The sequence below is a fragment of the Apibacter sp. HY039 genome (assembly GCF_004023655.1).
Classification (GTDB): Bacteria; Bacteroidota; Bacteroidia; order Flavobacteriales; family Weeksellaceae; genus Apibacter; species Apibacter raozihei.
Genome location: NZ_SAYM01000002.1, coordinates 35,926 through 56,448, shown reverse-complemented (window position 1 = coordinate 56,448; position 20,523 = coordinate 35,926). Strand labels below are relative to the sequence as shown.

The following is a 20,523-nucleotide window of genomic DNA, read 5'->3' as shown; positions in this document are numbered from 1 at the left end:
AAAAAAATTATTTGGTTGAACATCCTGCCATGGTAGTAATTCGTACAGCTTCAGTAGGTGGAAGTGACTCGTTTCTGTTAACCAGACTTTGGATCATATTTTTAGAAATGTTTCGGTAAATATCGGAAATAAACTCATCTTCCTGCAAAGCAGCAGGACGCCCGTAATCAGAAGCTTCTCTGATAGATTGTACAATAGGTACTTCCCCTAACAATGGAACGTCTAAAGTTTCAGCCAGTTTCTGAACACCTTTTTTGCCGAATATATAATATTTATTTTCCGGAAGTTCTTTAGGAGTAAAATATGCCATATTTTCAACTAATCCCAATACGGGAACATTGATTTCAGGCATTTGGAACATAGCAACCCCTTTTTTAACATCAGCAAGTGCAACATGTTGAGGAGTACTTACAATGACAGAACCCGTAACAGGAACTTCCTGTACAATAGATAAATGTATGTCACCCGTACCCGGAGGTAAATCAATGAGAAGGAAATCAAGTTCACCCCAATCAGCATCGTGTAATAGCTGATGAATAGCTTTGGAAGCCATGGCACCACGCCAAACTACTGCCTGATTGGATCCCGCAAAAAAACCTAATGAAAGTAACTTCACACCGTAACTTTCAACAGGAATAATTTTATTATTTTCAGATAAAGGTTTTTCATCAACCACATCGAACATTACAGGTACTGAAGGACCGTAGATATCAGCATCCAGCAAACCTACTTTGAATCCCATTTTTTGTAAAGAAACTGCCAGATTAGAAGCTATAGTAGACTTTCCAACACCTCCTTTACCGGAAGCTATGGCAATAATATTTTTTACACCGGGAATCGATTTTCCTTTAGACGTCTCTTTTTCAGGTACTTCAACCAGTATATTTAATTTTAACTGTATTTCTTTTCCGAATTTCTCTTCAAAAGCAGTATGCATGGCAACCTCCATTCTTTTCTTTTCATGCATAGCCGGTGAGTGGGAAAGCATGTCAATCATAACAGTACTTCCCATAATTTGTATATTTCTTACCAGGTCATCAACCTCTATCTCTTTTAAAAAGCTTTTAATTTCTTCTTTACTAATCATCTTTTAATTTAAAAAGTGTGATACACTTAAATTTTTACAAATTTACTAAATCTTAAGGGATATACGAAAATAGTTTTGAAAAAGAAAACTAATCAGAGAATAGGTAAATAGTATAGATCGATTCATTTATCAAAACCTTAAAATTAGTTAGCGGAATTGGTTTGTAAAAACTGTTGAAAGTTATCTTTATATTGATCAGATATGGTTATATGCTGTTGATTTATGACTACTTGATTTTTTTCTACCGATTGTATTTTATCTAAAGCAATAATAAATGATCTATGAATTCGCATGAAGTTATTTTTAGGAAGCTCTTCTTCAAGTTTTTTTAAGCTCATTAAGGTAAGAATGGGCTTAGGCTCATTAACCAGCCATATTTTAACGTAATCTTTCAAACCTTCAATATATAAAATGGTATCAAAAATTATTTTTATTTGTTTATATTCTGAACGAATAAAAAAGTAAGAAGCAGTAGAAACTGGAGTAATCTGTGGCATAAGGGAATGATGATTTAACAATGAAAACCATTCCTTTGCTTTATTGGCAGCTAATAAAAATTCTTTATAATCAAAAGGTTTAAGCAAATAGTCAAGGGCCTTAACTTTATAACCGTCCAAAGCATACTGATCAAAAGCAGTAGTAAATACAACCCGGCTATCATCCGTAAGAGTTTCGGCAAGTTCCATGCCTGTAAGTTCCGGCATTTGTATATCCAGAAATAATAAATTAATTTTTTCCTTATTAAGAAAAGCTAATGCATCAATAGCATTTGAAAATTTGCCTTTTAATTCAAGAAACGGGGTTTTGATAACATAACTTTCAATAAGATTTAAAGCCATAGGTTCGTCATCAACGATAATACAGGTAATTTTGTTTTCAGCCATCAATAAATATAAACGATTAATTTAATTTAAATTCCAGAATAACAATATATTGATCCTGGATAATTTTTGATGTATAAATGTATTCATTTGGATACAATAAATCAAGTCTTTTATTAAGATTTTCCATTCCAATCCCCGAACCACTTTTATCAGAATTAGTTTTAGGGAAATTTATATTTTTTGATACAAAACGGATTACATTTTTATTTACTTCCATCTGAAAATCAATTTCAGATTCCTGTGTAGCTGAAACGCCATGCTTAAAAGCATTTTCAATGATAGAAATAAATAATAAAGGAGGCACTGTAATTGAATTATCTACTTTAGGTAGAAAAGAATGTACATGTGTTTTATCGGTTAGTCTGAGCTTCATTAATTCAATATACTTATTCATAAAGTCAATTTCTTTGTTTAACTGAACTTTATCTGAATTTGATTCATATAAAAGATACCTCATTAGTTTACTAAGACTGTGTAAGGTTTCTTTTGCTTTTTCCGGAGCTATGTCCACCAGAGAATATATATTGTTTAACGAATTAAAGAAGAAATGTGGTTGTATTTGATATTTTAGATGTTCCAGTTCAGAATGTAACTTTATATTTTCAATTTCCTTTTTTTCAGCTTCGGTTTTCAGCCATCTTTCACCAATTTTTAAAGCGACAACAAAAGCAATAGGAATAATCATGGAAAGGCTGTCTATATATATGAAAAAAGATCGGGACGGTCTTATAGGATGAGAAAATTTCGGACGGTTATCAACAAACATTTTAAGAATATATTCATGTTTTATCCACACAAACAATCCAATAACAATAATATTAATTAAAATAAAAAGGAAAATTCTCTTTGTAAAAATAAATTTGTTTATCAGTAACAAATAATTTAGATAAAATATGATGATGTAAAATAATAAAGGAATCCAGGAATGTTCCGTAATATTGGATAGACTGGTTTGCCCGGAAATAAAGAGATATGGGGAAATGAATAACAATCCCCATACACCTATATGTAAAAGTATAATTAAGTATTTATTATAAAAATATTTGGTACTATTCATAACGTAAAGCATCTATTGGATCCAGATCGGATGCTTTTTTGGCAGGATACCAGCCAAAAAATACTCCGGTAATTGTACATACTACAAATGAAACAAGAATGGAATAAAAAGTTACACTTACCGGCCATCCGGCAAAGGTACTTATAAAATAAGTAGAAGTCAGACCTATCAATACACCGAAGGCTCCGCCGGTAAAACTAATCAGGATAGCCTCAATCAAAAACTGCATAAGAATATCTTTACCACGGGCACCCACAGCCATACGCAAACCTATTTCCCGGGTTCTTTCCTTTACAGAAACGTACATAATGTTCATGATTCCGATTCCTCCAACTACCAGTGAAATACTGGCTATCGCTACCAGCAAAATGGTTAGCATTTCACTGGTGGAACTCATAGTGGATATAATTTCCTGTTGTGAAAAAGTATTAAAATTATCTTCATCATTCTCGCGTAGACTATGAGATTGTCTCATCAGTTCAGTTAATTCGGTTACAGCATCTTCTGCTTTATCTTCACTTACTGCGGAAGCAACTATAGAATTAAGATAGGTAATGGCAAGAACTCTTTTTTGAACTGCGGTATAAGGAGCCAGAATAATATCATCCTGATCTTGCCCGAAAGTATTTTCTCCTTTTTCGCTTAATACTCCTATGACCTTGAAAGGAATTTTATTAAATCTTATAATTTTGCCAATCGGATCTTCTCCGTTGGGAAAAAGATTATCTACAATGGTTTTACCTATAACACAAACTTTAGCATATGAATTTACTTCATCTTGTGTAAACATACTTCCATCGTTGATATCAAGATTTCGAATATCAAGATAATCCGGAGATACTCCATAAATAGAAGTAGGCCAGTTGTTAGAACCATTAATAGACTGTCCACTACCATTAACGACCGGGGATATATCTGTAATAAGGGTAGCCTTATTTTTTAGATAGTTCATGTCTTTTAAAGTCAGCGTCTGAGATGAACTCATATCCATTCGTACTCCGCCTTGTTTACCAGCTCCTGGTCGAATGGTGATTATATTCGAACCCATACTGGATAAGTTATCTTGAATACTTTTTTTAGATCCTTCACCAATGGCCAGCATTGCAATAACAGATGCTACACCGATGATAATTCCCAGCATGGTCAGCAAAGTCCTCATTTTATTTAAGAGGATAGCTCTGAATGATATTTTAAATAAATTGTTTAAATTCATGATTTAATTTTCTACAGGTAAATTAGCTAATTCTTCAGCGGCACTAAGTGGATTCGTTACCTTTTCATCTTTAACTATATGTCCGTCTTTTAAAGTAATAGTTCTATGACTGAATTGAGCAATATCCGGTTCATGGGTAACAAAAGCTATAGTTATTCCGTTTCGGTTAAGTTCCTGAAATAATGCCATTACCTCATAGGAAGTCCGGGTGTCCAGATTTCCAGTCGCCTCATCTGCTAATAAAATTACCGGTTCATTTACCAAAGCTCTGGCTATGGCCACCCTTTGCTGTTGACCTCCAGATAATTGGCTGGGAACATGTTGTAAACGTTCTCCCAAACCCACTTTTTTCAATGCAGATATGGCTCTGTTTTTTCTTTCTTCCGACGAAACCTTCGGATTGTACATAAGTGGTAATTCTGCATTATCTACACAGGTAGTTCTTGCCAATAAGTTATAAGCCTGAAAAACAAAACCAATTTTTTCATTTCTTATTTTCGCTAACTCATCTTTACTCAGATTTTTCACCCGTACTCCGTCTAGCTCATAAATACCATCTGAGGGTTGATCCAAACATCCCAGTATATTTAAAAGTGTCGATTTTCCTGAACCGCTGGAACCCATTATGGTTATAAATTCACCTTCATTTACTGTCAGGTCTATTCCTTTTAATGCTTTAACCGTTTCAGTTCCCATTTTGAACTCACGTTTCAGATTTTCAATATGTATAATAGGTTTACTCATGATTTAGTACTATTAATTTGGGCCTCCCATTTTTACTTTCGTTTTGCTATCAGAATTTTTACGTTTAGGCATAAATGGGCTTTGATTATTGCTTGAATCTGAAGTGTTAGCTACTGTAGCAGATTTCATGCTGTATACTACTTCTTCTCCTTCTTTCAGCCCGCTTAGAACCTGGATGTTTACACCATCGTTTTCACCTACGGATACTGGTTTTTGTTCAAGACGGCCATCTTTATTTTTAATCCATACATATTTAGTTTTCTCGTTACTTGTTTTAATTTGTGTTTTCCCTGACGAAAGGCTATTTTCTTTGTAATATTTCTGCAATGTAGCTTCATCCATTTCAAAATTGAGAGCTTTAGCCTGTATGGTAAGAATATCTTTTAACTCTTTGGTAAAAATAGTTACGGTTGCTGTAAGCCCGGGTTTCAATTTTAAATCCGTATTATCTGTTACAATAACTACAGTATAGGTAACCACGTTGGAAGATGTTGTAGCTCCTAACCTTACCTGATTTACCGTACCGTTAAAAATTATTCCCGGGTAGGCATCTACAGTAAAAGTAACTCTTTGTCCGTTTTTTACTTCACCAATATCAGCTTCGTCAACATTAGCTTCTACCTGCATTTTAGTTAAATCCTGAGCAATAGTGAAAAGGGTAGGAGTACTCATGGAAGCTGCAACTGTTTGTCCTTCCTCAACTTCTTTAGAGATAATTACACCGTCTATAGGAGAATAAATATTAGCATATCCCAGATTAGTTTGTGCTTTTTGTAATACAGAACGGGCTTGTGTAACTGCCTCCCGGGCATTAGTTAATGAGTATTGTGCTGTTTCATAATCAGATTTACTGATTACCTGAGCATTATACATATTTTTTTGACGGTTATAATTTTGCTGTTGGTAGTTTAATTGATTGATTGCCGATGAATAGGAAGATTGAGCATCTGTTAAAGTAGCCATAAGATTAGTTTTATCTAACTCTGCCAACAATTGTCCTTTGGTCACCTGACTATTATAATCCACATAAATTTTTTCAATAATCCCGGATACCTGAGTACCTACAGTAACTTCATTTACCGGGTTTATGGTTCCCGTTGCAGTAACGGACGTAATTACGTCTCCTTTATTTATTTTAACCGTTTCAACGACTACCGGAGAAGAATCTTTAGCAAAGAAAAATTTATATATAATAAAGATACCAGCAAGAAGTATGAGAGTGAAGATAATTATTTTTGTTTTATTTGTTTTCATGGTTATTGAATTTTTATTGGATTTCCTTGATAGTACTGTAATAATTGTTGGTATAAAATACCCATATATTTGGTTTGTAAATATTTTTGTTCTGCATTTAAATAATTGGTTTGGCTTACGAGAAGATCAGTAGTTGTAGAACCACCAAATTCATATTTTTTTATGGCAAGGTCGTACGAAAGCCTTGATGTGTCCCGTAAAGTTTTTGATGCAACATTTTCGTTTTGGTTAGTTACCGCATTAAGCCATGCAGTTTCCACTTTTTTATACAAGTCTTTATTAGCCTGTAATTTATCAAGTTCACTTTCCTGAATTTTAATTTTAGCCAACGCCATATTTGTTTTATTCTGGAATTTGGAAAATATAGGAATGCTCACGGACAAAGATAGTTGTTCACTTTTATTTCCATCTAGTTGTCTTCCAAAATTTATATTTTCACGAGTACTCGAAAAACCGGTGCTTAATCCTGCGGATAGGCTTACTGTAGGAAGAAAACCTGCTTTAGCTATATCCAAATCTTTTTCATTGATTTCTTTAGCCACATCATATATTTTAGTATCCGGAAGTTTATCAATAGCCTTACTATAAATGGATTGTTTATCAGGTATCAGATAATTACCTACATCAGAAGAGTGGGGTATTTCAATTTGAAAGTCATCCTCAGGTTCCAACTCCAGAAGTTGTTTTAATACCAATATCTGCTGACTGTATTGCGTTTGGGCTGTGACAATGTTATATTGGTTTGTTGCATTCTGAGATTCCAGATCTGCAAGCTCGCTTCTTGATAAAGCCCCGTTTTTAAATTTAACTTCTCCCTGTTTTAATAGCTCTTCGGTGGACTTTGCCGAATTTTTAGCGATTTCAATACCTTCCTGGTAGTATAATGCCTGTACATAAGCTTCAGTAATGCTTAATATTATATTGTTGGCAGCCTGTTGAACATACAGATCATTTTGTGAAACCAATAATTTGTTCTGAATAATGGTATTGTTCACCTTGCTTCCATTATATAATGTAATGTTGGAGTTTATACTGGCATTGGAAGAAGTATAAAACTCATCCTGAAACGATCCGGTAATAGGGTCTATACTAGTTCCATTGGTCATAGAGCCGCTTAGATTGGCACTCAGACTTGGCAATCGGTTATTTTTAGATTGCTTGTAATTCAGTTCCGATGTATTTTTGGATAGTTCTGCTTTTTTTACAGTTATATTATTACTGACTGCATATTGAAGACACTGTTCCAGGTTCCAAACGGAAGGCAAGGATTTATTTTGAGCATAAAACATGCTTAAAGAAGCAAAATATATGCTCATAATTAGTATTAATCTTCTTTTCATTGATATTTAAAATAATGATTCATATTGTTTTAACAGGAACAAAATTAATTCCAAAAAAGATGAAAATTTTTGTAAATCGATGTAAAGCTTTTTTCTCTATATGAAAAGCCGTTTATAGCCGATTAACACAGGTCTGATTTTAGTAGAAACCGAATTATCAGATCTTTTTCTATGGCTACTCAACAGAATATGAGTAATGTTTTTTTTATAAACACAAAAAATGTAATTTAGCATCTTATATGATATTAGTAACAGGAGGAACAGGGCTTTTAGGCAGTTATATTTTATTGCAGTTAGCAAAAATAAATAATTCACGAATCAGGGTTTTGGTTCGTGCCGAAGCTTCTAAAAACGAAATTTTGGAATTATTTAAGCTTTATGAACCTGAAAGCTATAACTGCTTGTTCAATAAAATAGAATGGACAGAAGGGGATGTATTAAACCTGTCTTCTGTAGAAAAAGCACTGCAGGGGGTATCTCAGGTTTATCATATAGCGGGTAAAGTTTCTTTTAATGAACATGATCGTGCTGAATTATACAAAGTTAATGTAGAAGGAACTAAAAATATGGTTAATTTATCCATTGAAAATAACATTGATAAATTTTGTTTTATCAGTTCCATTGCCACTTTAGACCCAATGTTAGGAAAAACTCAGATTGATGAAGAGTCAGAGTGGAATTTCAAAGTTCATCATTCTTCCTATGCCTGTTCAAAATATGGAGCTGAAATGGAAGTTTGGAGAGGGTCACAGGAAGGGTTAAAAGTTGTAATTGTACATCCCGGAGTGATATTAGGCTCCCGAAACTGGAAGAGAAGTAGTGGTGTTTTATATGAAATGGTTTCTAAAAAACAACTATTATATACTAGTGGTAAAACTGCCTATGTAGATGCCTGGGATGTAGCTGCAATTTGTATAAGACTTATGAATAGTCCGATATATAATCAAAGATATATTCTGATATCGGAAAATGTATCTTATAAAAAAGTGTTTACTCTTTTACGAAATTATTTTAATAAAAGTAAACCATTCAAAATTTCTGATTTTTGGCTGGGAACCATAGCACTTATTATCAGGATGATCACCTTGAATAGGGTAATGAGTAAATCTGTAGTAGATGCATTAACGTCGAAAACCGAATATTCAAACAAAAAAATTGTAAATGAACTGGCATATTCATTTATTCCGGTTGAGGAATCGCTTAAAATACATGCTCAAAATTTTGTAAAATATAAAAATAATAAGAATGACTGAATCTGATTTTATTTCAACTCAACCTTATGCTCTTTTGGAAGAAGGAGAAGTAAAAGCTCAATGCAGCTCTAATATAGCCCTTATAAAATACTGGGGAAAATATGAACCCCAGCTTCCGGCGAATCCTTCCATAAGCTACACGCTTACCGACAGCTACACGCAAACCACAGTTCATTTTAAAAAAACGCATGAATTTGCGGTACATGTTTTTTTAGAAAGTGTTGAACAGGAAGAATTTTCAAAAAAAATTAAGAAATATCTTTCCTCTATTCAGAAATATATACCTTTTGTTGAAAATTATGAATATACCATTCATACGCATAATTCCTTTCCCCATAGCAGTGGAATTGCATCTTCAGCCTCAGGATTCGGTGCTATAGCCCAATGCATGATGGAAATAAGTGAAAAGCTTGGAGAAACAATGACGGAGGAGTATAAGATTCAGAAGGCTTCATTTCTGGCAAGATTAGGTTCCGGAAGTGCATGCAGATCTTTATATAAAGGATTAGCAGTTTGGGGCAGGCATCCGGAAATTCCTGAAAGTTCCGATTTATATGCCGTTCCCTATCCATTTGAGGTTCATCCCGATTTCACTACTTTTCAGGATACTGTTTTGCTAATTCATGAGGGGGTTAAAGAAGTCAGCAGTACCGTCGGACACGGATTAATGAACAACCATCCGTATGCCGAAGCCAGATTTACAGAAGCCGTAAAAAACCTTTCTGAGTTGTCTGTGATATTACAGAATGGAGATCTTGATGCATTTGGTCGCCTGGTTGAGCATGAAGCACTCACACTGCATGCCATGATGATGACCTCACAACCTGCCTTTATCTTAATGAAAACAGGAACTGTAGCGGCTATTGAAAAAATATGGAAATTCAGAAAAGAAACTAAAACCCACTTATTTTTCACCTTAGATGCCGGTGCTAATCTGCATCTGTTATACCCCGAAAAAGAAAAAGGTTTGATTTCGAGTTTCATAAAAAATGATTTGGTAAAATACACGGAAAACGGTAATATTATTTTAGATAAAGTGCTTTTTTAAAAAAGAATTGAGAATTTGAAAAAAAAGTGATTAAAAATCTTTACAAATTCTTTGTTAGAACGAAAAAATGACTAATTTTACTTGTATATATGAAACAAAATCTTACCTTTGTCATATTAAGATAAATAACCTTAAATAAATTAAATCGTCATGAACAAATCAGAATTAATCGATGCAATTGCAGCTGACGCTGAAATCACAAAAGCAGCAGCAAAAAAAGCTTTAGACTCTTTTTTAGCTAACGTTACAACATCTTTAAAAAAAGGTGATAAAGTAACTCTAGTTGGATTCGGAACTTTCTCTGTATCTAAAAGAAGTGCAAGAGAAGGTATCAATCCTCAAACTAAAGCTAAAATCAAAATCCCTGCTAAAAAAGTAGCTAAATTCAAAGCAGGAGCTGAATTGTCATCTGCTGTAAACTAAAAAGAAAGTTTAAAGAAGATAAAAAGGGATATCATAATGATATCCCTTTTTAATTGATGATAATATATTTTCAGTATTATTACCTTTTTGTATCAAATAAAGTTATTTTTCTTCATCATCATCCATGTCAATAGTCTCAACATTTGGCGAAGTATATAAAGCGTCTTTATTTTTCCTTTTAGATAAATTTACAATCAGGTTTTTAGTTTGGCGTACAGCCACAGGTATCAGATAAGTTGATGCCAGTATAATTGCTTTTCCGGCAATGCTCTTTTTATTAACAAAACGTGAAATAATCTTTTCAGCCCCCAATCCAACTCCCGCATCAATAAGCATACTCATCGCATTAGGGTTCTGAATTAAATCCAGAGTTTTATTTTTGATACTTCCTCCGATAGCACCTAAAGTCTGAGGCAGATTTTCCAAAGAGGCCATACTTTCGATTTCTTTGATTTCCAGTTTAAGAATACGTTTTCTCAGCATTAAATCTTCGTAGGTATACCGTTCGTTAGTCTTGGTCATCTTCTTCTTCATCTTTTGCATTTAGTTGTATTTCAATAATTTTGTGCATTATATATTTTCTGATTTTATTATAATTAAAAATAAGTATAATAAAAGCCAACAAATATACCAGTGAAAAAATAAGGATGCCTAATCCCCAGTTGTTTAGTAATGCTCCTATAAGAAATCCGATGGCAAGACTAAATAGAATTAAAAACATCATAGCCAGTGTAAGTACAATAAAAATATAGATAAGAATACTTATCATACTGGAAATTGTCTCTGTTAATTCAATCTTCAACAGCTCAATTCTTTTATTGACGTATTTTTTTATAATGCCAACCATATTTCTAGCAGATTTGAAATAAAAAAGAGTCAAACCAATTTGACTCTTTTTTCGAGTTTAGAAAATTATTTTTTGGTTAAGTCGTTGTACTCACTGGTTAGGTTATCTACAACTTCTTCTTTCTTTTTTTGGAAATCTTTTTTGTATTTCTCGTAACCATCTTTTAAATCTTCTTTATATTTGGAATACGTATCTTTAAAATTATCGCTTAAATCTTCGGCTTTTCTTTTAATTTTTTTTCTGGTATTTCTACCTTTATCCGGTGCCATAAGAACTCCGGCTAAAAGACCTGCGGCAGCCCCTAATATCATACCGGCCAAAACATTTTGAGTATTTTTACTTCCCATAATAAATAAGTATTAAATGATTAATAGAATTTTAGATTTTTATTTTCGTTTTTTCTTGTCACAAACAAATTTACTCAATAAATTTGTCAATACCAAAACAATATAAAAAATTATGCCAAAATTCTCTTCGCGGGGGATAAATATGCCGGAGTCTCCAATACGAAAGTTAGCACCTTATGCTCGAAAAGCAAAAGAAAAAGGTCTTAAAGTATATCATTTAAATATCGGCCAACCCGATATTAAATCTCCAAAGGCGGCCGTTAAGGCATTAAAAGACATCAACCTGGATATTTTTGAATATGCTCCTTCTGAAGGGAATTTCGATTATAGAAAAACATTAACCGATTATTACCATTCGCTGGGTTTTACCGATTTATCAATTGATAATTTTATAATTACCAACGGTGGCTCGGAAGCCCTGTCATTTACCATAGGATGTTTGTGCGATGAAGGTGACGAAATTATTGTTCCCGAACCTTTTTATGCCAACTATTATAGTTTTGCTGAAGCGTTAGGAGTAAAAATTGTACCTATTGTGTCCACAATAGAAACAGGTTTTGCCCTTCCGGATATTGAAAAGTTTGAAGAACTTATCGGTCCTAAAACTAAAGCGATACTTATTACCAATCCCAGTAATCCAACCGGATATCTATATTCTAAAGAAGAACTTGAAAAGTTAAGAGATATAGTTTTAAAGAAAGATATATTTCTTATATCGGATGAGGTTTACCGTGAATATGTTTATGACGGACTGACCCATCATTCAGTATTGGATTTTCCGGAATTGAGTGAAAACGCAATTGTCGTAGATTCGGAATCAAAAAGATATAGCTTATGCGGAATACGTTGTGGATTTCTGGTTACCCGTAACCGTGAATTTTTACAAACGGCGCTTAAATTTGCTCAGGCACGTCTCAGTCCTGTGCTTATCGGACAGATTGTAGCCAATGCGGCTCATTACGAATCTCGCGATTATATTGATCAGGTCAGAAAAGAATATTCTGAACGAAGAGACCTGCTGGTCCAGCTGCTTAATGAAATTCCGGGAGTGTTTTGTCCAACGCCTAAGGGAGCATTTTATTGTACCGCTGAGTTTCCCGTAGAAGATGCCGAAGATTTTTGTCTATGGCTATTGAAAGAATATCAGTATAATAATGGAACAGTGATGCTGGCACCGGCTCAGGGTTTTTATTCCAATCATGAATTGGGCAAAAAACAAATCAGAATGGCCTACGTAATCAATAAGGAAGATATTAAAAGCGCGGTTGAAATTATGAAGAAGGGGATAGAAGTTTACAATTCAGCCAGATGATTCATATCGAGGAAAATAAAGATATAAAAGAACTGACTACTTTCGGAGTTCCGGCTTACTGTCGTTTTTTCTGTGAAATTACCTCGATGCAGGAGTTGGAAGAAGCTTTAGTTTTTGCACAAGAAAAAGAATTACCTATTCTCATGGTAGGGGGCGGTAGCAATATTCTTTTTGCTAAATCCTGGGAGGGATTGGCCATTCATATAGCCTTAAAGGGAATACGTGAAGAAAAACCGGACGATAACCATCAGGTTTTAGTTACGGCCAGCGCCGGTGAAAATTGGCACTCTTTCGTACAATATTGTATAAATAATAACTACGGAGGATTAGAAAACCTTTCCCTGATTCCTGGAAATGCAGGTACTTCTCCTATGCAGAATATAGGAGCTTACGGAGTAGAAATTAAAGATCATTTTTATTCATTAAAAGCCTTAAATATTCAAACCTGTGCTATAGAAACTTTTTCAAACGAAGACTGCAGGTTTGGTTACAGAGATTCTTATTTTAAAAATGAAGGAAAAAACCGTTATGTAATTCTGGAAGTCACGTATCGTCTTACCAGTGAAAATCATCATATTGTAACAGATTACGGTTCCATAAAAGAAGAATTGCTGAAACAAGGCATATCCGAACCTTCTATTAAAGAAGTAAGTGAGGCTGTAATTGCTATCCGTAATAGTAAACTTCCGAATCCTAAAGTTACCGGTAATGCAGGTAGTTTTTTTAAAAACCCCCTGTTGCCAGTTCAGCAGTTTAACAGCTTAAAAGAAATATATCCTGAGATGCCCCATTACGAAGCACCTGAAAATCAGGTGAAAGTTCCGGCCGGATGGTTAATTGAAAAAGCCGGATGGAAAGGTAAAAGAGTAGGCAACGCCGGGGTACATGACAAACAGGCATTAGTACTGGTTAACTATGGAAATGCCGGGGGAATGGAAATATACAATCTCTCAGAAAACATAATCAGGGATGTTAATAAAATTTTTAATATTCATTTACAAAGAGAGGTAAATATTATCATATAATTTATAATTTTGCCGTGAATATGAAAATATTTTTATATCCTTTTTCCGGTTTATACTGGTTAGTAACCTATATCAGAAACAAATTCTTTGACTGGGGTATTTATCGTTCCAAAACCTACAGGAAGCCTGTTATTGCAGTAGGCAACCTAAGTGTAGGAGGAACCGGTAAATCGCCTTTTGTGATTTACCTTATCGATCTGCTCAAGGATAAGTATCTTATCGGGATAATGAGCAGGGGGTACGGCAGAAAAACCAAAGGCTATCAATTTGCAAATTACGAAACCGGTTTTGAAGATATTGGTGATGAGCCTATGCAGTTTTTCGAACGCTTCCGTAACAAAATTGTAGTGGGGGTTGATGAGAAAAGAGCGGAAGGTATTGACCACCTGATTAATGATTTTAATCCGGAGATGTTTATTCTTGACGATGCGTTTCAGCATAGATATGTAAAAGCTGATTTGTATATCTTGCTTACGGATTATTTTAAACCTTATTATGAGGATAAAATCTTACCGGTGGGCAGGCTTCGCGAAGGTAAATACGGAGCAAAGCGCGCACATATCGTGGTAGTAACCAAATGTCCGGAAGTAGTTACCGAGGAAGATAAAAAAGTGATTGAGCGAAAGCTGAAACTTCAGCCCTATCAGTCGTTATTCTTTTCTAAGATTGTGTATGAACAGAAAGTAAAATCTTTCAGTTTTACACTTAATATTGATGAGATTTCTCATTACAAGGTTCTTCTGGTAACGGGGATAGCCAAATATGAAGAAATTCTGGAATTTTCACATTCTCAATTTGCTTATGTAAAACATCTTCAATATAAAGATCATCATAATTTTTCCGAATCGGATATTGAAGATATTGAAAATGCCTATCAGAATATAAAAGGTGATAGCATCATACTAACCACAGAAAAAGACTATATGCGATTAAAGCATTTCCAACAGCTTAAAAATAATCTGTTTTATCTGCCTATTAATATAGAGCTGGACAGACCGGAGGAATTTAATGCTTTGGTGTTTGATTTTCTGAACCGTAAGACAAACGGATAAGATATTTTCTTATTTCATCTGTTTTTTTTAACTTTAAACATTAATTACTTCTTTATGAGTAAAAAAATATTATTTTGGATTTTTTTAATTATCGGTATCGGCTGGATAACCGGCGTTAGCTATTGGTACCTGCGGATTGAAAATCTGGATTTAACCTCTATTCGGTGGGATGAAAATTTTAATAGTACGGATGCTAATACCCGTGCATTTTTTAAAGCTTTGTTATTGGTAATTCTTCCTTTGCTGGTTACCGCATTGTTGTTTTATTTCATAGGTTTGTTTTTTGGTAAGAAAGCAGAGGAAATTTTAATGAAGGTAGAAGAAGAAAATGAAACGCTGAAAAATGAACTGGCTCAGCATATCAACAAAATTGAAACCATGAAGGTACTTTACACCGGAGGTAAAATTGAAAGAAAGCCCAGGACAATAAAGGAATCAGAAACGTCTCAGCATGTTGCTCAGGAAAAGTTTATCAGAAATGAACAGGTAGTCAGAGATGATTTAAAAATTATTGAGGGAGTAGGAGAGAGAATTGAATTTTTTCTTAATGAAAGCGGTATATATACCTGGAAACAGCTCTCAGAAGCTAAGGAGGAAGATTTACGAAACGTTCTTACCTTATATGGAGGTGCATCATATAAAATACATGATCCGTCTTCCTGGCCCGAACAGGCTTTACTTGCCTATGAGAAACGATGGGACGATTTTAATGCTTTGAAAGAGAAAGTCAGAAAAAAATAAATAAATAGTTATAAAGTTATATAAAATCAGTCCTATCGACTGATTTTTTTATCATAAATATATAAGACTGCTATGAGTATCAAAAGGTTTAAAAACTTTATAAAGTCAGAAGGTGAATTTAAGAATTACATTTCTAAAAGTATCTATTTTAAAGATATAGTTGTTCAGAATATAAATTTTGTCAACTTTCCGGTTGACTGGAAAATCTATACTTTCAAAAATACCATTTTTATAAATTGTGAACTGCCGCAGGAAGATTTTGTGTTTTTGGTAATGCAGGGAGTTTTTGTTTACCCGAAGTTTAAGTCGTTGCCATATAAACCGGCCCGTCGGTCGCTATATACATGGAAAGAACTGATGGCTAAAGAAGACGAAGAAACTTTGACCTGCGATGAAAAAATTTATATCCATTTTAATACTACCCGTTTTAACCCGCCAATGGATGACGCATTGGCGCAAAGAATTCATGATTATAGTATAGACAGCAGCCTCAGAGAGCTTTTATTGTTTGATGATGAGGGAATGACTGAAAAGAAGGCCGTAGGCTTCATGGGAGGGCATAGTATGGACCGTACTTCCGAATTTTATATTAAGACTGTTAAAGCAGCCCGCCTGCTTGCAGAAAGCGGTTATTATATCGTTACCGGAGGAGGTCCCGGAATTATGGAAGCTGCAAATTTCGGAGCTTATATGGCTAATTATCCCGAAGCCGATTTTTATAAGGCTTTGGCTATTCTTTCGGATGTAAAGAAAACAAACCCTGAACAGCCGGAATATCTGGCAGAAAATTATCTGGAACAAGCACTTAGAGTTTTAGAGCTATATCCTGAAGGAAACGGAAACCTGGCTATTCCTACCTGGTTTTACGGGCATGAGCCCAGCAATGTATTTGCTTCACATATTGCCAAATATTTTTCTAATAGTATACGGGAAGATATTCTTTTGGCGGTATGTTTGTACGGTGTGGTATATGCACCGGGTAGTGCCGGAACTACTCAGGAAATTTTTCAGGAAGCCACCCAGAATCATTACGGAACTTATGGCTATTATAGCCCCATGGTCTTTTTTGGTAAAAAAAGATACGTAGAAGATACTTCTCTTTATTCAACCTTGCATCAGCTAGCTAAAGGTATGGAATATAAGAATTTACTTTTTCTTACCGACCATCCTGAAGAGGTTTTGGAGTATATAAAAGCACATCCACCGAAAAAAAAGTGATAATTTATTTGCATGGTTAGAAAATAGTCGTATATTTGCAATCGAAATAACAACGCGGGATGGAGCAGTAGGTAGCTCGTCGGGCTCATAACCCGAAGGTCACAGGTTCGAGTCCTGTTCCCGCTACCAAGTAAGAGAATCAAGAAATTGATTCTCTTTTTTTATGGGCTACTTTTTACAAAAAAATATTTTTCTTTGTTTCTAATAATAGCTTATAGTAGGTTTAAAGAGTTTATATTAAATAACAAAGAATGTATTAGTAAGTTTAAGTATTCACCTGCAATAATTATTTTTCATGTAAAACTAAAAATAAGCGTAAAAATTATTGAAAGAACTGTCTAGTATGCAGAATATCCAAAATATAAATATTCTTATTTTCAATAATAAAATGAATCCCATAAGGGAAAGTAGAGGTAAAAGCAATGCGGATATTCCTGTATCTGATTTGATGATGTAAAGGATTTTCTTTAAGCAAATCAATACATTTTACTAATTCATTAATAAATCGTGTTTTCAGAGATTCAGAAATATCCTGATAATATTTAGAAAATTTATTAATGTTTGTTTGAGCTTGTTCTGATAGGTGAATTACATAGGATTTTTTCATTAGTTTTTACAGACTTTTCTTGAAACTATCCCATGAAGTATAGTTTACTTCTCCTTTCTCATGCTTAGCTAATATTTCATCCATTAAAGTTTTATATTCATCACTAAGCTCAAACTCATTTGCTTTTTGTTTAAGTATATGTTCAAGATAATTCTTTAGTTTTCTTCCTTCTTTTTCAGCCTGAATTTGAAGCAGAGCTAAAGTTTGATTATCCAGAGAAACCTCTTTTCGTATTTTATCTTGTTGTAACATACCTGTAATATTTACAGTAAATATACGTATAATTACCATATAGGTTACAAGTAAAAAGAACAATTCTTTTCAAATAAAAAATAGAGAATTATAACCTGAATGTCTTCGATTTAAGCTTTCTTTACGCCTCATATAAGAAAAACGGTTTAGTAATCTCTTTGTCATTTGTTAATAAATATCCGTAAAATAATTTAAATTTAGCTTAACTGATCCAGAAACTTATTCTTTAAATTAACCGTTAGTTATAGATTATAAATGCAGGCTCTTGTTTTCTATACTTTTTTATTTATAATATTACTACTCCCTTTATGGTTAGTAAAATTCTTTCGTATTAAATCAAGAGAATTTAAAGAAATCAGAATGTATTTTGATTTTTTTACAGAAATAAATATTAAAGAATTTGCAGTTATTGAATGTATTGATGTTTTAGATATAGATATTGAAGGATACATATTGGACGATATCAATCAGGTTCGATCAAGTTGGAACGACAAAGCCTATGCTCTTAAGGAAGGAAAGTACAGGATTACATGTAGTTTTAAATATCTGACTGGAGGAGGGGCTTACAACCGATATAGTTTTGAAAATAAAACTCAAAAAGTTTCTGAGATATTTACGTTGGAAAAAGGCAAATTATACAGGTTTAGAATATTAGAATGTTCAGCTGTTTTTAATAACAAAATTCCTTATAAAATAGTCTTATCTAAATCTTTAGAGAATGAAAAAAAGAAATTGACCATTGTTTTTGAAGAAAGAATAGTGTAATTAAATTGTTTAAACATATTAGAAAAGTTTGTATATCTAAGGCTTTTCTGTTTTATAGGTACAGATTAAAATATCGATTGCTTGTCTGAGTTAACAAAAAACTGAAATTATATTTTTAATTAATCTGACTTTAAATTGATTTATAAAAACTGCTTTCCATTTCATTCATTACATTGTACCGGATAGTCTAATAAATCTCCATTTTCAAGCTTAAAATCAATAGAGCGATTCAATTTAAGTTCCTGAGTGAAATCATCATGATCGTAAACTTGGATAGTAAGAATTTTTGCATTTCTTAAAGCTTCAGTAAATTTTTTAAATTGTGTTTCTTCATAGTTTTTAAATGGATTTTGGAAACTTTTACCATCTACCAGTAGTTGTACCTCCCGGTCGTCATTAGAGCTCAAAAAATCTATGCCTCCGTAGCTTCCGTCTCTGTAGTTATTAGAAAATTCAATATGAAATCCGGGTCTATCAGTTGCTTTTTCACAAGTAATGGAAAAAAATAAATGATAATCTTTATTGGAGCAATTCAATATATAATTATGATTCTTATCTTTCAGTAAACCCAGCCTTTTTGTGAAACACTTTGGGAAATATTGCCGAGTTCCTGCTCAGATAATTTTTCAAGATCAACTATTGTTTTAGTAGTCTGTGAAAATGAAAAAAGGCTAAAGGCAAAAAATAGCAATATCAGTATAGTTTTGTTCATAGCGCAAATTTAAAAAGATTTTTCACCTAAAACATTAAATACTTTTAACAGAATTGATTGTTATATATAATTTTTAGTTTTCATTAAGTTCTGTACATATTAATTCATATGCTGTGTAATATTCAATATCATTATAAAAGTTATTTTTCATGTGATTTAACTCGCTTATAACTAGAGGGTTGTTTAAACACTTTTTTCTTAAACAACTACTAAAAAAAGCAAAATCATCAGAATTACGTTTTGTAGCTAGTTTACCTAATTCGTAATGGTATGAGTCTGGTAAAATTTCATTTCTATTATTTTGTTCTGTTGATATAACTTCAATTTTAATTGTAGGTTCTATAATATTATTTTCTTCTATCATAGACTTTGGTTCTAAGAGATTTTGTATATAATTTTGTGTATATTTAATTCCACATATTAAATCAGAATAAAAAGTATTTATAAAGTTTATGTATCTATTATGCTCATGTTTTCGGTCATATATAATTTCTAAACTTTCTTTATCATATAAAAAATTAACTTTAAATATTGATTCATAGAATATTGAAATTATTCTAATTAAATCATTAAATGTTTTTTTTTCAATTAGACCTTTCAAATTTTCAAGTTCTTTATCGTAACTTTTTAATATACGATTTAGCTTGTTTAAAATTTTATCGAAGTAGGTGTTTAAAAAGTTATAATGTCTTGAAATTATGTCAGAAATTATATATTCCATTTTTTCAAATTTATAATTATTATCTTTATGATATTTTAGATATAAAATTTTCTCATTATCTGTTCCATAACCAAATAAACATGAAGAAATAAGCTTTCCTTCAAATCTCCTTATTGGATGTCCAACCAATTCATTTCTTATTCCTCTGTTTAAAGAATAATTTATATCAGATTTTAAATCTCCTTTTGTTATTCCACATCTGAAAATCCTCAAAAGTTCTTCAATAAAATCCTGTTGAACATAAATACTTTGAAGTAAGCTTATATGATTTGAAAATGTGTCAGAATAAGAGTTGGTTTGTTTTTTTTCAAAAACAATAGGGAGTGTGTCAAAAAAGTACCCAAAAATATCTCCCAAATAATTTGTTTTAACTTCATTATTAAAATTTATTTTTTGATTACAAAATTTGTACTCTAAAATAAAATGATTCCATACATCAACAATTTTTTTTAGCTTAAATTCAATTTGTCTTTTCATTTTTACTAAATTCTAATAGTTTTATTCAAGCCACATATTTTTAAATATATTTTTACCAATTGAAATTAACATTAAAATAACAAAAAAATTGTAATTAAATATTTAAATTTTAGAGCGAAGAACTGATTATGATTAAATGTATTA

At 32.7% G+C, this 20,523-nt stretch carries 24 protein-coding genes and 1 tRNA gene; 10 read left to right on the top strand and 15 right to left on the bottom strand.

Annotated elements, in window-relative coordinates; all coding sequences use genetic code 11:
- Window positions 1–7 precede the first annotated feature (7 nt).
- From EQ921_RS04285 to EQ921_RS04255, 7 genes are all read right to left on the bottom strand, one after another.
- The gene (locus EQ921_RS04285; RefSeq protein WP_128152958.1) at window positions 8–1,087 is read right to left on the bottom strand and encodes an Mrp/NBP35 family ATP-binding protein; all 1,080 of its coding nucleotides are present in this window, start codon (window positions 1,085–1,087) and stop codon (window positions 8–10) included.
- A gap of 143 nt (window positions 1,088–1,230) precedes the next feature.
- On the bottom strand, window positions 1,231–1,971 hold the full coding sequence (locus EQ921_RS04280) for a LytTR family DNA-binding domain-containing protein (protein ID WP_128330727.1): 741 nt from the start codon (window positions 1,969–1,971) through the stop codon (window positions 1,231–1,233).
- A gap of 16 nt (window positions 1,972–1,987) precedes the next feature.
- On the bottom strand, window positions 1,988–3,028 hold the full coding sequence (locus EQ921_RS04275; RefSeq protein ID WP_128330726.1) for a sensor histidine kinase: 1,041 nt from the start codon (window positions 3,026–3,028) through the stop codon (window positions 1,988–1,990).
- Entirely contained in the window at window positions 3,021–4,241 is a 1,221-nt protein-coding gene (locus tag EQ921_RS04270; protein ID WP_128330725.1) for an ABC transporter permease, read from the bottom strand. The genes EQ921_RS04275 and EQ921_RS04270 overlap by 8 nt, the downstream gene beginning before the upstream one ends.
- A 3-nt stretch (window positions 4,242–4,244) precedes the next feature.
- Window positions 4,245–4,985, bottom strand: coding sequence for an ABC transporter ATP-binding protein (locus tag EQ921_RS04265; protein ID WP_128330724.1), 741 nt, complete (start codon window positions 4,983–4,985; stop codon window positions 4,245–4,247).
- Between the two features lie 12 nt (window positions 4,986–4,997).
- Entirely contained in the window at window positions 4,998–6,239 is a 1,242-nt protein-coding gene (locus tag EQ921_RS04260; protein WP_128330723.1) for an efflux RND transporter periplasmic adaptor subunit, read from the bottom strand.
- Between the two features lie 2 nt (window positions 6,240–6,241).
- Window positions 6,242–7,579 (bottom strand): TolC family protein, encoded by a 1,338-nt coding sequence (locus EQ921_RS04255; RefSeq protein WP_128330722.1) that lies wholly within the window; start codon window positions 7,577–7,579, stop codon window positions 6,242–6,244.
- A gap of 239 nt (window positions 7,580–7,818) precedes the next feature.
- Here EQ921_RS04255 and EQ921_RS04250 point away from each other — a divergent pair, with 239 nt between their 5' ends.
- The 3 genes from EQ921_RS04250 (at window position 7,819) to EQ921_RS04240 (ending at window position 10,303) form a co-directional block, all read left to right on the top strand.
- Window positions 7,819–8,832, top strand: a complete 1,014-nt coding sequence (locus EQ921_RS04250) for an SDR family oxidoreductase (RefSeq protein ID WP_128330721.1) — start codon at window positions 7,819–7,821, stop codon at window positions 8,830–8,832.
- Entirely contained in the window at window positions 8,825–9,880 is a 1,056-nt protein-coding gene (locus EQ921_RS04245) for a diphosphomevalonate/mevalonate 3,5-bisphosphate decarboxylase family protein (RefSeq protein ID WP_128330720.1), read from the top strand. Before EQ921_RS04250 ends, EQ921_RS04245 begins: the two co-directional genes overlap by 8 nt.
- Window positions 9,881–10,030: 150 nt before the next feature.
- A complete protein-coding gene (locus EQ921_RS04240) occupies window positions 10,031–10,303 on the top strand; it encodes an HU family DNA-binding protein (protein ID WP_128330719.1) in 273 nt (90 codons plus the stop codon).
- Between the two features lie 102 nt (window positions 10,304–10,405).
- Here EQ921_RS04240 and EQ921_RS04235 read toward each other — a convergent pair whose 3' ends face one another.
- From EQ921_RS04235 to EQ921_RS04225, 3 genes are all read right to left on the bottom strand, one after another.
- Window positions 10,406–10,837, bottom strand: a complete 432-nt coding sequence (locus EQ921_RS04235; protein ID WP_128330718.1) for a hypothetical protein — start codon at window positions 10,835–10,837, stop codon at window positions 10,406–10,408.
- Entirely contained in the window at window positions 10,812–11,150 is a 339-nt protein-coding gene (locus EQ921_RS04230; RefSeq protein WP_128152947.1) for a phage holin family protein, read from the bottom strand. Before EQ921_RS04230 ends, EQ921_RS04235 begins: the two co-directional genes overlap by 26 nt.
- A gap of 65 nt (window positions 11,151–11,215) precedes the next feature.
- Window positions 11,216–11,497 carry a YtxH domain-containing protein gene (locus EQ921_RS04225; RefSeq protein ID WP_128152946.1) on the bottom strand — a complete coding sequence of 94 codons (282 nt, stop codon included), beginning with the start codon at window positions 11,495–11,497 and terminating at the stop codon, window positions 11,216–11,218.
- A gap of 112 nt (window positions 11,498–11,609) precedes the next feature.
- On the opposite strand from EQ921_RS04225, the gene EQ921_RS04220 reads away from it, so the two are divergent.
- The 6 genes from EQ921_RS04220 to EQ921_RS04195 all read left to right on the top strand — a co-directional run bounded on the left by EQ921_RS04220 (window position 11,610) and on the right by EQ921_RS04195 (window position 16,974).
- Window positions 11,610–12,809, top strand: a complete 1,200-nt coding sequence (locus EQ921_RS04220) for a pyridoxal phosphate-dependent aminotransferase (protein WP_128152945.1) — start codon at window positions 11,610–11,612, stop codon at window positions 12,807–12,809.
- Window positions 12,809–13,834, top strand: coding sequence for a UDP-N-acetylmuramate dehydrogenase (gene murB / locus EQ921_RS04215; RefSeq protein ID WP_370449504.1), 1,026 nt, complete (start codon window positions 12,809–12,811; stop codon window positions 13,832–13,834). The genes EQ921_RS04220 and murB overlap by 1 nt, the downstream gene beginning before the upstream one ends.
- Before the next feature lie 20 nt (window positions 13,835–13,854).
- Window positions 13,855–14,886 carry a tetraacyldisaccharide 4'-kinase gene (gene lpxK, locus EQ921_RS04210; protein WP_255424431.1) on the top strand — a complete coding sequence of 344 codons (1,032 nt, stop codon included), beginning with the start codon at window positions 13,855–13,857 and terminating at the stop codon, window positions 14,884–14,886.
- Between the two features lie 54 nt (window positions 14,887–14,940).
- Window positions 14,941–15,627, top strand: coding sequence for a hypothetical protein (locus EQ921_RS04205; RefSeq protein WP_128330715.1), 687 nt, complete (start codon window positions 14,941–14,943; stop codon window positions 15,625–15,627).
- A gap of 72 nt (window positions 15,628–15,699) precedes the next feature.
- Complete coding sequence (locus EQ921_RS04200; protein WP_128330714.1) at window positions 15,700–16,845, top strand: LOG family protein; 1,146 nt, start codon at window positions 15,700–15,702, stop codon at window positions 16,843–16,845.
- A gap of 53 nt (window positions 16,846–16,898) precedes the next feature.
- Window positions 16,899–16,974: transfer RNA gene (locus EQ921_RS04195), tRNA-Met, on the top strand.
- A 193-nt stretch (window positions 16,975–17,167) separates the two neighbouring features.
- Here the strand turns inward: EQ921_RS04195 and EQ921_RS04190 are convergent.
- Window positions 17,168–17,452, bottom strand: coding sequence for a type II toxin-antitoxin system RelE/ParE family toxin (locus tag EQ921_RS04190; protein WP_128330713.1), 285 nt, complete (start codon window positions 17,450–17,452; stop codon window positions 17,168–17,170).
- A gap of 6 nt (window positions 17,453–17,458) precedes the next feature.
- On the bottom strand, window positions 17,459–17,704 hold the full coding sequence (locus EQ921_RS04185) for a hypothetical protein (RefSeq protein WP_128330712.1): 246 nt from the start codon (window positions 17,702–17,704) through the stop codon (window positions 17,459–17,461).
- A gap of 360 nt (window positions 17,705–18,064) precedes the next feature.
- Between EQ921_RS04185 and EQ921_RS04180 the strand changes: the two genes are divergently transcribed.
- Window positions 18,065–18,469 carry a hypothetical protein gene (locus EQ921_RS04180; protein WP_128330711.1) on the top strand — a complete coding sequence of 135 codons (405 nt, stop codon included), beginning with the start codon at window positions 18,065–18,067 and terminating at the stop codon, window positions 18,467–18,469.
- Window positions 18,470–18,630: 161 nt separating this feature from the next.
- Here EQ921_RS04180 and EQ921_RS04175 read toward each other — a convergent pair whose 3' ends face one another.
- The 3 genes from EQ921_RS04175 to EQ921_RS04170 all read right to left on the bottom strand — a co-directional run bounded on the left by EQ921_RS04175 (window position 18,631) and on the right by EQ921_RS04170 (window position 20,379).
- Window positions 18,631–19,005 carry a hypothetical protein gene (locus EQ921_RS04175; RefSeq protein ID WP_128330710.1) on the bottom strand — a complete coding sequence of 125 codons (375 nt, stop codon included), beginning with the start codon at window positions 19,003–19,005 and terminating at the stop codon, window positions 18,631–18,633.
- 23 nt (window positions 19,006–19,028) lie between these two features.
- Entirely contained in the window at window positions 19,029–19,181 is a 153-nt protein-coding gene (locus EQ921_RS14725) for a hypothetical protein (protein ID WP_164875578.1), read from the bottom strand.
- Between the two features lie 73 nt (window positions 19,182–19,254).
- Window positions 19,255–20,379 (bottom strand): hypothetical protein, encoded by a 1,125-nt coding sequence (locus EQ921_RS04170; RefSeq protein ID WP_128330709.1) that lies wholly within the window; start codon window positions 20,377–20,379, stop codon window positions 19,255–19,257.
- Between the last annotated feature and the right edge of the window lie 144 nt (window positions 20,380–20,523).

Excerpts from the sequence above, each read along its gene's own strand:
- EQ921_RS04285 (WP_128152958.1), bottom strand. The coding sequence starts at position 1,087 with ATGATTAGTAAAGAAGAAATTAAAAGCTTTTTAAAAGAGATAGAGGTT.
- EQ921_RS04280 (WP_128330727.1), bottom strand. The coding sequence starts at position 1,971 with ATGGCTGAAAACAAAATTACCTGTATTATCGTTGATGACGAACCTATG.
- EQ921_RS04275 (WP_128330726.1), bottom strand. The coding sequence starts at position 3,028 with ATGAATAGTACCAAATATTTTTATAATAAATACTTAATTATACTTTTA.
- EQ921_RS04270 (WP_128330725.1), bottom strand. The coding sequence starts at position 4,241 with ATGAATTTAAACAATTTATTTAAAATATCATTCAGAGCTATCCTCTTA.
- EQ921_RS04265 (WP_128330724.1), bottom strand. The coding sequence starts at position 4,985 with ATGAGTAAACCTATTATACATATTGAAAATCTGAAACGTGAGTTCAAA.
- EQ921_RS04260 (WP_128330723.1), bottom strand. The coding sequence starts at position 6,239 with ATGAAAACAAATAAAACAAAAATAATTATCTTCACTCTCATACTTCTT.
- EQ921_RS04255 (WP_128330722.1), bottom strand. The coding sequence starts at position 7,579 with ATGAAAAGAAGATTAATACTAATTATGAGCATATATTTTGCTTCTTTA.
- EQ921_RS04250 (WP_128330721.1), top strand. The coding sequence starts at position 7,819 with ATGATATTAGTAACAGGAGGAACAGGGCTTTTAGGCAGTTATATTTTA.
- EQ921_RS04245 (WP_128330720.1), top strand. The coding sequence starts at position 8,825 with ATGACTGAATCTGATTTTATTTCAACTCAACCTTATGCTCTTTTGGAA.
- EQ921_RS04240 (WP_128330719.1), top strand. The coding sequence starts at position 10,031 with ATGAACAAATCAGAATTAATCGATGCAATTGCAGCTGACGCTGAAATC.
- EQ921_RS04235 (WP_128330718.1), bottom strand. The coding sequence starts at position 10,837 with ATGAAGAAGAAGATGACCAAGACTAACGAACGGTATACCTACGAAGAT.
- EQ921_RS04230 (WP_128152947.1), bottom strand. The coding sequence starts at position 11,150 with ATGGTTGGCATTATAAAAAAATACGTCAATAAAAGAATTGAGCTGTTG.
- EQ921_RS04225 (WP_128152946.1), bottom strand. The coding sequence starts at position 11,497 with ATGGGAAGTAAAAATACTCAAAATGTTTTGGCCGGTATGATATTAGGG.
- EQ921_RS04220 (WP_128152945.1), top strand. The coding sequence starts at position 11,610 with ATGCCAAAATTCTCTTCGCGGGGGATAAATATGCCGGAGTCTCCAATA.
- lpxK (WP_255424431.1), top strand. The coding sequence starts at position 13,855 with ATGAAAATATTTTTATATCCTTTTTCCGGTTTATACTGGTTAGTAACC.
- EQ921_RS04205 (WP_128330715.1), top strand. The coding sequence starts at position 14,941 with ATGAGTAAAAAAATATTATTTTGGATTTTTTTAATTATCGGTATCGGC.
- EQ921_RS04200 (WP_128330714.1), top strand. The coding sequence starts at position 15,700 with ATGAGTATCAAAAGGTTTAAAAACTTTATAAAGTCAGAAGGTGAATTT.
- EQ921_RS04190 (WP_128330713.1), bottom strand. The coding sequence starts at position 17,452 with ATGAAAAAATCCTATGTAATTCACCTATCAGAACAAGCTCAAACAAAC.
- EQ921_RS04185 (WP_128330712.1), bottom strand. The coding sequence starts at position 17,704 with ATGTTACAACAAGATAAAATACGAAAAGAGGTTTCTCTGGATAATCAA.
- EQ921_RS04180 (WP_128330711.1), top strand. The coding sequence starts at position 18,065 with ATGTATTTTGATTTTTTTACAGAAATAAATATTAAAGAATTTGCAGTT.
- EQ921_RS14725 (WP_164875578.1), bottom strand. The coding sequence starts at position 19,181 with ATGAACAAAACTATACTGATATTGCTATTTTTTGCCTTTAGCCTTTTT.
- EQ921_RS04170 (WP_128330709.1), bottom strand. The coding sequence starts at position 20,379 with ATGAAAAGACAAATTGAATTTAAGCTAAAAAAAATTGTTGATGTATGG.